9 protein-coding genes are annotated in these 13,042 nt (G+C 73.4%); 6 read left to right on the forward strand and 3 right to left on the reverse strand.

What is annotated here, in order from left to right; all coding sequences use genetic code 11:
* The first annotated feature begins 139 nt into the window (after positions 1 to 139).
* From G127AT_RS11185 to G127AT_RS11195, 3 genes are all read left to right on the forward strand, one after another.
* A complete protein-coding gene (locus G127AT_RS11185) occupies positions 140 to 1,564 on the forward strand; it encodes a phytoene desaturase family protein (RefSeq protein WP_210896899.1) in 1,425 nt (474 codons plus the stop codon).
* A gap of 51 nt (positions 1,565 to 1,615) precedes the next feature.
* Positions 1,616 to 3,055, forward strand: coding sequence for a lipase maturation factor family protein (locus G127AT_RS11190; protein ID WP_210896901.1), 1,440 nt, complete (start codon positions 1,616 to 1,618; stop codon positions 3,053 to 3,055).
* 104 nt (positions 3,056 to 3,159) lie between these two features.
* Entirely contained in the window at positions 3,160 to 4,347 is a 1,188-nt protein-coding gene (locus G127AT_RS11195; protein WP_210896903.1) for an AI-2E family transporter, read from the forward strand.
* A gap of 18 nt (positions 4,348 to 4,365) precedes the next feature.
* Here G127AT_RS11195 and G127AT_RS11200 read toward each other — a convergent pair whose 3' ends face one another.
* A complete protein-coding gene (locus G127AT_RS11200; protein ID WP_342344041.1) occupies positions 4,366 to 6,144 on the reverse strand; it encodes a GNAT family N-acetyltransferase in 1,779 nt (592 codons plus the stop codon).
* Positions 6,145 to 6,181: 37 nt separating this feature from the next.
* Positions 6,182 to 8,734 (reverse strand): helix-turn-helix domain-containing protein, encoded by a 2,553-nt coding sequence (locus tag G127AT_RS11205; protein WP_210896907.1) that lies wholly within the window; start codon positions 8,732 to 8,734, stop codon positions 6,182 to 6,184.
* A 272-nt stretch (positions 8,735 to 9,006) separates the two neighbouring features.
* On the opposite strand from G127AT_RS11205, the gene G127AT_RS11210 reads away from it, so the two are divergent.
* From G127AT_RS11210 to G127AT_RS11220, 3 genes are all read left to right on the forward strand, one after another.
* A complete protein-coding gene (locus G127AT_RS11210; RefSeq protein ID WP_210896909.1) occupies positions 9,007 to 10,281 on the forward strand; it encodes a multidrug effflux MFS transporter in 1,275 nt (424 codons plus the stop codon).
* Between the two features lie 246 nt (positions 10,282 to 10,527).
* Complete coding sequence (locus G127AT_RS11215) at positions 10,528 to 11,190, forward strand: phosphatase PAP2 family protein (RefSeq protein ID WP_210896911.1); 663 nt, start codon at positions 10,528 to 10,530, stop codon at positions 11,188 to 11,190.
* Between the two features lie 242 nt (positions 11,191 to 11,432).
* A complete protein-coding gene (locus G127AT_RS11220; protein ID WP_210896913.1) occupies positions 11,433 to 12,107 on the forward strand; it encodes a GNAT family N-acetyltransferase in 675 nt (224 codons plus the stop codon).
* A 36-nt stretch (positions 12,108 to 12,143) separates the two neighbouring features.
* Here G127AT_RS11220 and G127AT_RS11225 read toward each other — a convergent pair whose 3' ends face one another.
* Positions 12,144 to 12,665 carry a hypothetical protein gene (locus G127AT_RS11225; protein ID WP_210896915.1) on the reverse strand — a complete coding sequence of 174 codons (522 nt, stop codon included), beginning with the start codon at positions 12,663 to 12,665 and terminating at the stop codon, positions 12,144 to 12,146.
* Positions 12,666 to 13,042 lie beyond the last annotated feature (377 nt).

Consider the following 13,042-nt stretch of genomic DNA (forward strand, 5'->3'; position numbering starts at 1 on the left):
AGCGCGGAGCAGAGCCCGGCGCAGGGAGCCGAAGCCGAGAGCCCGGCACCAACCCCGCACCAATCCCGCACCAACCCCGGCACCAACCCCGCGGCACCCCCTCAGACCGCGAACGAGCCCGAGGGGGCAGACTGGAACCATGGTGGATGTCACCGTCGTCGGCAGCGGACCGAACGGCCTCGCGGCCGCCGTGACCGCCGCGCGGGCGGGCCTCGAGGTGCGCCTCATCGAGGGGGCGGCAGTGCCCGGCGGCGGGCTGCGCACGGCCGAGCTCACCCTGCCCGGCTTCCGGCACGACGTGTGCTCGGCGGTGCATCCGGCCGCGGCGGCGTCGCCGTTCTTCGCGTCGATCGGCCTCGAAGACCGCCTCGAGTGGATCGTGCCCGAGCTCTCCTACGCCCACCCGCTGCCGGGCGGGGCCGGCCTGGCCTGGCGCGATCTCGACCGCACGGTCGACGGGCTCGGCCGCGACGGGCGGGCATGGCGGCAGCTCATCGGCCCCCTCGTCGACCGCATCGCGGGGGTCGTGGACTTCACCGGGCATCAGCTGCTGCGGTGGCCGGCCGACCCGGTCGCGGCGTTCCGATTCGCGGTGCGTGTGCTCGACCAGGGCACGCGGCCGCTGTGGAACGCCGATTTCCGCGGCGAGACCGCGCCGGCCTTGTTCACGGGGGTCGTCGCGCATGCGGCGGGGCGGATGCCGAACCTCGCCTCGGCCGGCGCGGGCCTGCTGCTCGCGGCGCACGCGCACGCCGGGGGGTGGCCGGTTCCGGCCGGCGGCTCCCAGGCGATCGCCGACGCGCTCCTCGCGGACTTCGCCGAGCACGGCGGCACCGTCGAGACCGGGCGCTTCGCGGCATCCATCGCCGAACTCGAACCCTCGCGGGCGATCCTGCTCGACACCTCGCCCGAGTTCCTGCGCACCGCCGAGCTGCCCGCCGGCTACGCGCGTGCCCTGGGCCGCTACTGTTACGGCTCGGGCGTCGCGAAGGTCGACCTCGCCGTCGGCGGCCCGATCCCGTGGGCGGATGCCGCGGTCGGCCTCGCCCCGACGGTGCACCTCGGCGGCACGCGCGCCGAGATCGCCGCCGCCGAGAACGAGGTGGCACGGGGGCGGATGCCCGAGCGCCCGTACATCCTGCTCGCCCAGCCGGGGGTGGTCGACCCGAGCCGGGCGCCGGCGCCCGCGCAGACGGTGTGGGCGTACCTGCACGTGCCGGCCGGATCCACCCGGCATGCGACCGAACTCGTGGTGCGCGAGATCGAACGGCACGCGCCCGGATTCCGCGATACCGTGCTCGCCTCGGCATCGACCTCGGCGGCGGGCCTGGCCGACTACAACCCGAACTACCCGGGCGGCGACATCTACACGGGGGCGCTGACGCTCCGGCAGATGCTGAAGCGCCCCGTCGTCTCGCCGGCACCGTGGCGGACCCCGCTGCCGGGCGTCTACCTGTGCTCGAGCGCGACGCCGCCGGGGCCCGCGGTGCACGGCATGAACGGCTGGTTCGCGGCCCGCCTCGCGCTCGCCGATCGCTTCGGGATCGAGCTGCCGCCGCTCTGAACGTGCCGGGGCCCCGCGCGCGCCGGCCGCCTCGCGGCGTAGCGTGGAGGGGTGGAGTGGTTCGCCGCGACCGACTACGAGATCGCGCGCTGGATCCTGCAGCGGGGGGTCGCGGCGCTGGCGTTCGTCGCGTTCTGGTCGACCCTGAACCAGTTCCGCCCGCTGCTCGGCGAGCACGGGCTGCTTCCGGTACCGGAGCTGCTCGCGCGCGTGGGACGGGGAAGGCGCCTCCGCGGCCCGACGCTCTTCGCCCGCGGCTACTCGGATGCGGGGCTCGTCGCCCTCGCCGTCGCCGGCATGTCCGTCGCGGCCCTCATCGTCGTCGGGGTGCCGCAGCTCGCTGGGCCGTGGGCGCCGGCGGCCGCGTTCCTCGTGCTGTGGATCCTGTACCTCTCGGTCGTGAACGTCGGACAGACCTTCTACGGCTTCGGCTGGGAGATGCTGCTCTGCGAGGCGCTGTTCACGGTCGCGTGGCTCGGGAGCGTGCACGAGGCGCCGCCGATGACGATCCTGATCCTCGTGTGGTGGCTCGTGTTCCGGCTGGAGTTCGGGGCGGGGATGATCAAGATCCGCGGCGGGCGCGAATGGCGCGACCTCACCGCGCTCATGTACCACCACGAGACGCAGCCGATGCCGGGGCCGCTCAGCCGGCAGGCGCATCTGCTGCCGGCGTGGTTCCACCGGGTGGAGGTCGTCGGCAATCACATCGCCCAGCTCGGCGTCCCGTTCCTGCTGTTCGTGCCGGGCCCGGTGGGCTCGACGGCGGCCGCGGTCGTGATCCTCACGCAGTTCTGGCTGATCCTGACCGGCAATTTCGCATGGCTGAACTGGATCACGGTGGTGCTCGCCGCTTCGGCGATCAGCGATTCGGCGTGGCATGCGGTGATCCCAGCGATCCCGAACGGGCCGGGTGCGGATGCCGGGCCGCTCCCGCTCTGGTGGCTGATCCTCACGCTCGCGGTCACGGCGCTCCTTGTCGCGCTCGCCTGGCCGGCGCTCCGGAACCTGTTCTCGCGCCGGCAGCTCATGAACGCCTCCTTCAACCGATACATGCTCCAGAACGCATACGGCGCGTTCGGCACGGTCACGAAGGAGCGCATCGAGATCGTCGTCGAGGGCACGACGGGCGAGCCCGGCGACGAATCGGGCTGGCGCGAGTACGGATTCAGGGGCAAACCCGGCGAGGTGCACCGGATCCCGCGGCAGTGGGCGCCGTACCATCTGCGGCTCGACTGGCTGATGTGGTTCCTGCCGCTCGGGCGCATGTGGGAGCCCTGGTTCGAGGTGTTCCTCATGCGACTGCTCGAGGCCGATCCGGCCACGCTCCGGATGCTCGCGCACGATCCCTTCGACGGGCAGCGCCCGAGGTACGTGCGCGCAGTCGCCTACCGCTACCGGTTCACGACGCACGCCGAGTTCCGCGCCGACCGTGCGCGCTGGCGCCGCATCCGCGAGGGCACGGTCGCGGGGCCGTCCTCCCTCGGGCCCTGATCGGCCGGGTGCGGCTCGTCATCCCGCGAGTGGATGCCGTGGCGCGCACACGACCGCGGCGGGGCGCCTGGCATCCCCCCGCCGCGGGGCGTAGGGTCGCTGGCATGAAGCGGCGCGGATCCCGGAGAACCGAGACGGCACCCGAGCAGAAGCAGGCCGTCGGCACCGGCACGGCGGCCATCACACTGCCGGAGAAGCCGCAGGGCAACGGCCGCAAGCGCGGGGCGCAGCCGGCGCAGCCGCCCGGCGAGCTTCGCATCCACGCGTTCCGCGTCGGCTTCATCGGCGCCCTCGGGGTGCTCGCGGCGCTGCTGCTCGGCAGCATCCTCGGCCAGCTGTCGACGGTCATCCTCTACGTCGTCTTCGCGGTCTTCCTCGCGCTCGGCCTCGACCCGCTGGTCAGCTGGCTCGAGCAGTGGATGCCGCGCTGGGTCGCGATCCTCGTCATCGTCGCGGCGGTCATCGGCGTGGTCGCGATCCTCGTGGCGACGATCGTGCCGATCATCATCGAGCAGACGACGACCGTCGTCGACAACTGGGACGAGATCATCGCCGGCATCGTCGGCAGCCCCTTCGTCGCCTGGGTGCAGAGCCTGCTGCCGGCCGACTTCGACATCAACTCGCAGATCCAGGACGCGCTGGCGTGGCTCGCCGACCCGTCGCACCTCGCCTCGCTCGGCGGCGGCGTGCTCGCCGTCGGCGCGGGCATCGCCGGCGGCTTCACCGGCGTCGTCATCGTGCTCATCCTGATGCTCTACTTCATGGCGTCGCTGCGGGCGATGAAGGGCTATGCGGCGCGCTTCGTGCCGGCGTCCTCGCGCGGGAAGTTCCTGGAGCTCACCGCGGACATCACCGGCTCCGTCGGCCGCTACGTCATGGGACAGGGCGCGCTCGGCCTCATCAACGGTGTGCTGAGCTTCATCTACCTGTCGATCATCGGCGCGCCGGCGCCGATCCTGCTGGCCTTCATCGCCTTCCTCGGCTCGCTCGTGCCGCTCGTGGGCACCCTGGCCGGTGCGATCATCGTCTCGCTCGTGTGCCTGGCCGCTTCCCCGCTGACGGCGCTCGCGTCGATCATCTACTACCTCGTGTACATGCAGGTCGAGGCATACGTGATCAGCCCGCGCATCATGACCCGTGCGGTCGCGGTGCCCGGCGCGCTCGTCGTGATCGCGGCGGTCGCCGGCGGCACCCTGGGCGGCGTGCTCGGCGCGCTCGTGGCGATCCCGGTGGCGGCCTCGCTCATCATCATCATCGAGAAGGTCCTCTTCCCGAGGCAGGACGCCGCCTGATCGCGGCATCCGCTCGGCTCAGAAGATGAGCCCGAGGTGCGGCATCCGCGCCGGGGCGAACATGCGGTCGGCGAGCCGGAGCACTTCGGCGCTGTTCGCCTCGACCCGCCCGGCCTCGTGCAGCACCGAGGGGCGCACGCCGCCGAGCAGGATCGAGCCGAGTTCGCCGACGCCGAGGCGCAGGGTCGGCCGGTCGGAGTCCCAGGACGGTTCGACGGGGGAGACGTGCGCCCGGCCGTCGCCGTCGGCCTCGAGGCGATAGGTGCCGTCGGCGAAGCCGGCGCCGTCGCGGACGGCGAGCAGCAGTTCGCCCGGCGTCGAGTAGCGCCGCGACTGCAGCGAGGCGACGGGGTCGAGGATGCGCAGCCACAGGGCGTCGCCGGCGTGTTCGATGCGCACCGCGCGGCGGTCTTCGAGCATCCACGGCAGGGATTCGGCGATGCTGCGCTGGCCGGCGCGGATCTCGCCGATGCCGTCGTGCTCGACGATGAAGCGCCAGAGGGCGCGTTCGGCGTCGTCGGTGACGGTGACGAGGTGGCGCAGCTCGAGCCTCGCGTCGGCCCCGTCGCGCTCGGCGACGCGGTACACGGCGAAGCCCTGCGGGCTGCCGTCGGCGGCGTCGTAGCGGGCGGTGCGGATGCGGCGGGAGGCCTCGGAGTCGGGCTCGACGAGGCCGAGCATGCGGTCGACGACGCTCGGCCAGCGTTCGATCTCGCCGGGGGTGCGGAGCGCGGCGCGGTTGCTGACGTCGAGGGCGATGGGGGCGAGTTCGGCCGGTTCGACGAAGCGGACGCGGCCGGGCGGGGTCGGCCCGGTCCAGTGCACGCGGCGCCGTTCGATCGCGAGGTCGGCGGAGAGGGATGCCGGCGAGAAGCCGTAGCGACCGTAGATGGTCGCCTCGGTGACGGTGAGCATGGCCAGCGGCATGCCGGCGGCGTGCGCGGTGCGCAGTTCGCCCTCGAGGAGCGCACGGGCGATGCCGCGGCGGCGGTGGGTGGGGGCGACGGTGACGGAGCTGATCGCCCAGGCTTCGAGGGTGCGGCCGGGGAGGCGGTGAGGCGGGCGGGCCAGCTCGACACGGTCGCGACGGGCACGGCGTCTGCGGGGCCGGCGTCGTCCCAGACGCCGGTGGTGCGGCGGTAGGCGAGGCCGCCCAGGTCGGCGTCGAGCGTGGCACGGCTCGGCCGTGGATCGTGGAAGCCGCGGGCGTCGGCCTGCAGCCAGGCGGCGAAGGCGTCGCGGTCGGCGGTGTCGACGAGGCCGTAGCGCAGGCCCCGCTCGGCGAGGGCTGCGGCGGAATCGCGGTCTGCGGGAAGTGAGATCTGTTCCACATCGCCAGCTTAGGCTGCGGGCGCCGACGCGGCCGGGGGCGCCGGTTCCGCGGCGTGCCGGGCGGCCGGCGAGGTGCCGTAAGGGGGGCGTGCCCGGGCGTGGTGCCGGGGCGCCGAGCGCGGCATCGAAACGGAGGAATCCTCGACACGCTACGGATGCCGGGCCGCCGCCGATCCGTGAGAGCGGTCTCAGCATCCGCCGCCTACGCAAAGCCCGCCCCTCGACTACGTAGGCACCCCGGAAACCCCGCCCACGGGCCGTTCCGGCGCGTAATGTCGTACTCGACACCGCAACGGAGGGTTCTTCGGAAATCGGGTTTCCGAAAAGCACTTCGAGCGGCGGGCATCGCGATCCGATCGTTTCGGGTTCGACCGGATCGCAGATGGACAGATGGATAACGGGCGGCTTCTGAATGCCGCCGCACGGCGGATGCCGCGCCCAGGCTGGGGAGCAGGGGCGCGGCATCCGCCGTTTCGTGCGCCCCGGGGCATCCGCGCCCCGCTCAGCGCGGCTCGTCCTCCAGCTCGTCGGCGAACCGTGCGAGATCGCGCCGGCTGCCCACGCCGAGCTTGCGCATCACCCGGTGCAAGTGGCTCTCGACCGTGCGCACCGAGACGACGAGCTCGTCGGCGACCTGCTGGTTCGACATGCCCGCCGCCACCCGGCGGGCAACCTCCCGCTCCCGCTCGGTGAGCGCCATGATCGGGTGCGCGAACGCCTGCCCCGTCTGACCCGCGTCGAGCTGCGGCGCGAGCGCATCCAGTCTGGCCGTCGCGATCCTGGCGTCATCGACCCGCCCGGCCTCCTCGAGCAGGCGCCGGGCTCGGGCCAGCAGGAAGCGCGCGTTGCCGAGCCGGCCCTCCTCGACGAGGGGATCGACCGCGTCGAGCAGCTCGTCGGGGTCGTCGGTGTCGAGCGCATCGAGGTACTTCAGCTGCCGCGCCACGAGCTCGTCGTCGCGCGTCAACCGCTCCCGCATCGCGCGGATGCGGTCGTGGTCGGGCACGAACTCGAGCGAACCGAGCCCGAGCACCGCCGCCGAGAACACGTAGCCGCGCTCCTCGTGCTCGCGCGCCGCGTTCCACACGAGGTCGGCCGCCTCGGGCAGATGCCCCGTCGCCGCCTCGAGCTGCGCGAGCGCCCAGGCGCGACTCATGCCCGGGAACGGCCCCTCGTGGATCGTCAGCCGGTCGAGGGCCTGCAGATAGGTGTCGAGCGAGGATCGGTGGCCCCGCCGCGCGGCGCTCGCTGCGGCGCCGGCGAGCAGCCCGAGCTGGGCCAGCTGCGGGAACTCGGGCGGATCGCCGAGCGAGAGCACCGTCTCGACCATGCGATCGATGTCGCGCCGGCCGCCGACCGTGAGCGTGGCGAACACGCCGAGGTAGGCGGCGACGCGCAAGCGCTCGGCGTCGAGCGAGGCATGCGCGTCCTCGAACTGGCTCGTCGCATAGGCGAGCGCCGAGCGCAGCTCGCCGCGGCCGATCATGTTCAGCCCCGTCAGCAGCGTCACGCTCGGCGACAGCCCGAACTCGAGCGGCGCGGCCGCCCGTTCGACGAGGGCGTCCGACTCCGAGAAGCGCCCGTCGGCGGTCGCGAGCAGCGCGAGCGCGCGCAGCTGGCGCGCCGCGATGCGGGGGTGCGCGTCGGCATCCACCGCGCCGATCCGCTCGGCCGCATCGGCCGGCACGCCCCGCATCACGAACTCCAGCTCGACGGCGTTCGCCCGCAGGTACGCCGCCCACTCGGGCATCTCGGCGGCCGCCCGCTCGAAATCCGCGAGCGAGGCGTCGAGGGCGTCGTCGCGGTAGGCCCGATGCCAGCAGCTGAACGAGATCCACCGCGCCGTATGCTCCGGATCGCTCACCCGCGGCTCCGAGGCGAGCAGCTCGTCGACCTCGTGGCTGGGCGTGAAGTCCGCGAGCAGCGCCTGCGCGAGCTGCACGCCCGCCGCGCAGTCGTGATGCTTGCGCCACGCGGTGCGGGCCGCGAGCAGGCGCGCCCGCTGCTTCTCGAGCACGAGCCGCACGAACACCGGATCCGCCGTCGAATCGCTGCGGTCGACGGATGCCGTCACGGCACCCGCGACCTCGCCGAGCACCTCACGGGTCTCGATGCTCAGCCGGTGCCGGCGGGCGTGGCGCTCACGGTGGCGGAAGTACTCGACGAACAGCGGCGGCGAGATCGCGATGAGATCCGCATCGCCGCTCGGGAACAGCCGTACGAGCCCGAGATCCTCCAGCATCTCGATGGTCTCGTCGCCGATGAGCCGCGCCGCCGAATCCAGGTCGATCGTGCCGACGAGGGCGAGCACCTCGACCGCCGCCCGCTCTTCGGGGCGCAGCGCCGACAGCCGTGCCTGCACGATGCCGGCCAGCAGCGGGCTCCACAGATCCCGCACCGCCGTCAGCCGCCCGTCCGTGCGGCGGATCCGGCCGTCGAACAGAGCCGCATCCACGATCCGGATCGCCGTGCCGATGCTGCCGCCCGACTTCGCGTACACGCGACTGACCGTCGCCTGATCGACCGGTGCGGCGTACTTGGCGGTGAGGATCGCCTCGAGCTCGTCGAAGCCGACCTCGTCGAGCTCGAAGCGGAACGCCATGTCGGGCACCTGGACGAGCGTGTGCATGGGGCCGTCGCCGCGCATCCGCGTCCGGCTGAACGACGACACGATGGGAACGTGCAGCTCGCGGTTGGCCGCCACGAGCACCCCCTGCGAGCTCTCGTCGAGCTCGTCCCAGCCGTCGACGATGATCACCGGCCGCTCGGCGGCGCGCCGGCGCAGGTCCTCGATCGAGCTGAGCACCGGCCAGCTGCGGCGCGGGTCGACCTCGGCGCCGATGCCCGCCAGGCGGAGCGCGGCGAGCGTGTGCTGCCGGAGCGCCGCCGTGCCGCGAACGGCGATCGGCGGCCGGTCGGCCTCCACCAGGCGTGCGGCGACCCGTTGCAGGGTGTGGCTGCGTCCCGAATCGGGCGCACCGACGACCTCGACGTTGTGGCCGCGCTCGACGACCTCGACGATGCGCGCCGGGATCTCATCGCGCGAGTTCGACATCGCCGTCCCCCTTCCGACGCGTCCCCTCACTCACCGTATCGCGCGGCCCCGGCGCCGCACAGGCCCGGAGCCGCTACACTCGATCGGGTCGAATCGATTCGAATCGGCCCGACCGCATCGCGCCGGAGCCGGACGCCGCCGGTTCGGCGGCACCGCCCGGATGGCCGCGACCCGGCATCCACGCACCGCCCGGACCGCCGCCCCGCGGCATCCGCACCCCGAACACCGGCGCCCGAGGACGCGCGCCCCCGCCCGCCACCCGGAGCACGCGCATGTCACTCACGAGCCCCATCCCCATCGTCACCCCCGCCGACCGCGCCGCCCGCGCCCACCCCGGCGAACTGCTCACCGCGCGCCGCCGCCTCGTCTACGTGCTCGTGCTCGGAGCGCTCACCGCGCTCGGGCCCTTCACCGTCGACCTGTACCTTCCGGCGTTCCCGGTGCTGCAGTCCGAGCTCGGCGTGAGCGCCGCCGCCGTGCAGATCACCCTGACCGGCACCATGGTCGGCTTCGGATTCGGCCAGCTCATCGTCGGCCCGTGGAGCGACAAGGTCGGCCGCCGCCTGCCCCTCATCCTCTCCACGGTGCTGCACATCCTCGCTTCGATCGCCGCCGCCCTCGCGCCCGACATCGTCTGGCTCGCCGTGTTCCGCCTGCTGCAGGGCTTCGGGGCGGCCGCCGGCGGCGTCGTCGCGATGGCGATGGTGCGCGACCTGTTCGGCGGCAAGCCGCTCGTGCGCATGCTCTCCCGGCTCGCGCTCGTCAACGGGCTCGCCCCGGTGCTCGCGCCCGTCATCGGCTCGCAGCTGCTGGCCGTCATGGACTGGCGCGGCGTGTTCTGGGTCCTCGCCGGCTACGGGCTCGCCGTCGTCGCAGCCGTCGCGTTCCTCATCGTCGAAACCCTGCCGCCCGCCCGCCGGCACCTCGCCGGCCACTCGACCCTCCGCGACCGCTACGCCGCGCTCTTCCGCGACCGCGTCTACCTCGGGGCGGCCGTCATCGGCGGCATGACGTTCACGGGCCTGTTCGGCTACCTCTCGACATCCTCGTTCCTGTTCCAGGAGGTGTACGCCTTCACCCCGCAGCAGTACGGCGTGCTGTTCGCCGTGAACTCGGTGGGCGTGATCATCGGCGTGCAGACCGGCTCGCGTCTCATGCGCGGCCGCGTCGCCCCGCAGTGGATCCTCGCCGTCACCACGATCGTCCACCTCGCCATGGCGGTCGCGATCATGGTGCTCGACAGCGGCGGCGCCGGATTCTGGGGCACGGCGATCCCCCTGTTCTTCTACATCACCGCGTGCGGCTTCTCCTTCCCGGCCGTGCAGATCCTCGCCCTCGCGAACCACGGTTCCGAAGCCGGCACCGCCGCCTCACTCCTCGGCGCCCTGAACTTCGGCCTCGCCGGCCTGATCTCGCCGCTCATCGGCCTCCTCGGCGTCGGCAGCGCCGTGCCGATGGCGTTCGTCATGCTGTGCGCGGCCGCCGTGGCGATCACCGCCCTGTGGGCGCTCGTGCGCCCCGCCACGGTCCCGCCGCTGGAGGACTGAGGCGGCGGCGGCGCCCCCTGCGCCGCCGCCGCTCCTGCGCCGCCGGCCTCGGTCGCGCCGCGTCCTGCGCTCCGCCACCACTGCCCCTGCACCCTCTGCGCAATGCAGGAACGGAGGCGTGTCGCGGGCGGTTCTGCCGCATGACGGCGGCGACACGCCGTGCGGCTTCCTGCATTGCGCATTCGGAGAGGCCCGCGGTGGATGCCCGAGCGCCCCGCAGCCGCCCCGCACCGCTACCGTGGAACGATGGACGCGGCGGGCGGGGCGCGGCGCCGGGCGGTGCACTGGACCGCCGGCGCCTGGGGGCTCGGCGCGATCGCGGCGGGCGCGCTCCTCGGCGTGCTCGTGCTCGCTCTGCCGGGCTTCCCGCTCGGGGTCGACGCTGTGTGGGGCGCCTGGTCGGCATCCGCTCGAGGACCTGTCGGCGAGGCCCTCGCCCGCGGCCTCGACACCGTCGGCGGCGGCATCCTCGCGGTCTTCGTCGTGCCGATGATCGCGGCCGCGGCGCTCGTCATCGCCAGGCGGCCGTGGGCTGCGGTGTTCTTCCTGACGGCGTCGATCCTGAGCGCCGGGATCGTGCAGACGCTGAAGCACCTGCTCGGCCGGGCGCGACCCGAGGACATCCTGGTCGTCTCGGATTACGGATCGTTCCCCTCGGGGCACGTCGCGAACGCGGCGACGATGGCGGTCGCCCTCGGGCTGCTGTTCCCGCAGGCGTGGGTGTGGATGCTCGGCGCCGCCTACACGGCGCTCATGGCGGCGAGCCGCACCTATCTCGGCGCGCACTGGCTGAGCGACACCGCGGGCGGCGCCCTCATCGGCGCCGGCGCCGCCCTTGTGGCATGGGCCGTCTTCGCGGCCTTCGCCGCGCCCCCGCGAGTGGATGCCCCGGGCACCGCCCCGCCCTGACGCCCCGCCTCTGAGCATCCGCTCGCGGAGCGCCGGGCACCGCCCCGCCCTGACGCCCCGCCTCTGAGCATCCGCTCGCGGAGCGCCGGGCACCGCCCCGCCCTGACGCCCGCCCCGGAGCATCCGCTCGCGGAGCGCCGGGCACCGCCCCGCCCTGACGCCCGCCCCGGAGCATCCGCTCGCGGAGCGCCGGGCACCGGCGGCGACGCCGTCGCGACCGCCGCGGCGCATAGGATCGCCGCATGCCCACCGAACCCGCGGCACCCGGCGCCGTCATCCGCCCGTACCGGCCCGGCGATCGCGACGGCGTCGGCCTCGTCTGCCTCCGCACCGCCGCCGCGGGCCAGGACGCGACGGGCGCGTACTCCGACGACCGCCTCATGCCCGAGGTCTACGCGCTGCCCTACGTCGACTACGACCCTTCGCTCGCCTTCGTCGTCGCCGACGGCGACCGGGTGCTCGGCTATGTGCTGGGCATCGCCGATACCGCAGATTTCGTGGGCTGGTGGGAGCGGGAGTGGTCGCCGGGCTTCCGCGAACGGCATCCGCGCCCCGCAGTGGATGCCGTGGGCGCCTCGCATGAGGCGGGCTCCGCGGCCCCGCGCTACTCGGAGGCCGATCTCATCGCCGACGGCACCCGGCCCGAGCGGATGCTCATCCCGGAACTCGCCGAGTACCCCGCGCATCTGCACATCGATCTGCTGCCGGAGGTGCAGCGGCGGGGCTTCGGCCGTCGGCTCATCGCGCGGCTCCTGGACGAACTCGCCGAACGCGGGGTGCGGGGGCTGCATCTCGGGCTCGCCGCCGAGAACGCCTCGGCGCGCCGCTTCTACGAGCGGCTCGGGTTCCGCGAACTGGCGTCGTCGACGCCGGAGTCGCCGCGCCTCGGCATCCGCACCCGAGACGAACTGCGCTGACCGAGCCCGGCCGCGGCGCCGGGCCGCGGGGCGTGCTCAGGCCTTCGGGCCGATGCGCTCGAACCAGTAGAGCAGCTTCGGGTCGCTCGAGCGCAGTTCGGCGAGGGTCACGGGCGTCGGCCGGCGGGACTCGCGGATCCCGAGCAGCGGTGAGACCGTGTCGAGGTCCTCGTCCTCCCAGAAGTCGCCGCGCATCCGCAGCAGCCGTCGCCCGTTGCGGCCGACGATGAACAACTGCGGCGAGGTGTCCAGGCTGTGCGCGCGGTAGAGCTCGAGCCGGATGATCTCGTCGATCTCGCCGATCTCGGCCCGGTGCGTGAGCCCGAAGAAGCCGCGTTCCGAGAGGCCGTTCGGGCCGATGCGGATCGCGGTGCGCCGGTAACTCCACCAGGCTGCGGCGAGGAGGAGGATCACGACGACTCCCGCGGCGACGATCGTCGGCCATGCGCCCAGTTCGGCCGTCACCCACAGCAAGGTGACGAGAACCGGAACGCCCAGCGCGGCGATCGTCGCCCCGAGAGCCCAGCCCAGGGAACGACGAGGTCTCAGGGTTCTCACCCTGAGACCGTCGTCCCCTTCTGCCGCGCCGGAATGGACGGAGCCCCCTGCATCCCCACTCCGTATACCCATTCTCGCCGCTGACATCTCTGCAATGTTCTCGGTGATCCCGGATTCGCGCTATTCCGCATTAATGAGGACTGACACCCGAGGAGGGGTCATGCCATGCTCGTGGGTCCGCCTGCGCGCCCGCGTCGGGCGGCTCTCGCCCGCGCGCCTCCCACGCGGCCCGACGCAGGAGTGCCGATCTCCCGCCGGAGTGCGGATCTCCCGTGCGGCCCGACGCAGGAGTGCGGATCTCCCGTGCGGCCCGACGCAGGAGTGCCGATCTCCCGTGAGGCCCGCCCACAGGAGTGCCGATCTCCCGTGAGGCCCGC

This window comes from Agromyces archimandritae, from assembly GCF_018024495.1.
GTDB classification, from domain to species: domain Bacteria; phylum Actinomycetota; class Actinomycetes; order Actinomycetales; family Microbacteriaceae; genus Agromyces; species Agromyces archimandritae.

Coding starts and splice junctions, on each gene's coding strand:
- G127AT_RS11185 (WP_210896899.1), top strand. CDS start 140: ATGGTGGATGTCACCGTCGTCGGCAGCGGACCGAACGGCCTCGCGGCC.
- G127AT_RS11195 (WP_210896903.1), top strand. CDS start 3,160: ATGAAGCGGCGCGGATCCCGGAGAACCGAGACGGCACCCGAGCAGAAG.
- G127AT_RS11210 (WP_210896909.1), top strand. CDS start 9,007: ATGTCACTCACGAGCCCCATCCCCATCGTCACCCCCGCCGACCGCGCC.
- G127AT_RS11200 (WP_342344041.1), bottom strand. CDS start 6,144: ATGCCGCGCCCCTGCTCCCCAGCCTGGGCGCGGCATCCGCCGTGCGGC.
- G127AT_RS11220 (WP_210896913.1), top strand. CDS start 11,433: ATGCCCACCGAACCCGCGGCACCCGGCGCCGTCATCCGCCCGTACCGG.
- G127AT_RS11205 (WP_210896907.1), bottom strand. CDS start 8,734: ATGTCGAACTCGCGCGATGAGATCCCGGCGCGCATCGTCGAGGTCGTC.
- G127AT_RS11215 (WP_210896911.1), top strand. CDS start 10,528: ATGGACGCGGCGGGCGGGGCGCGGCGCCGGGCGGTGCACTGGACCGCC.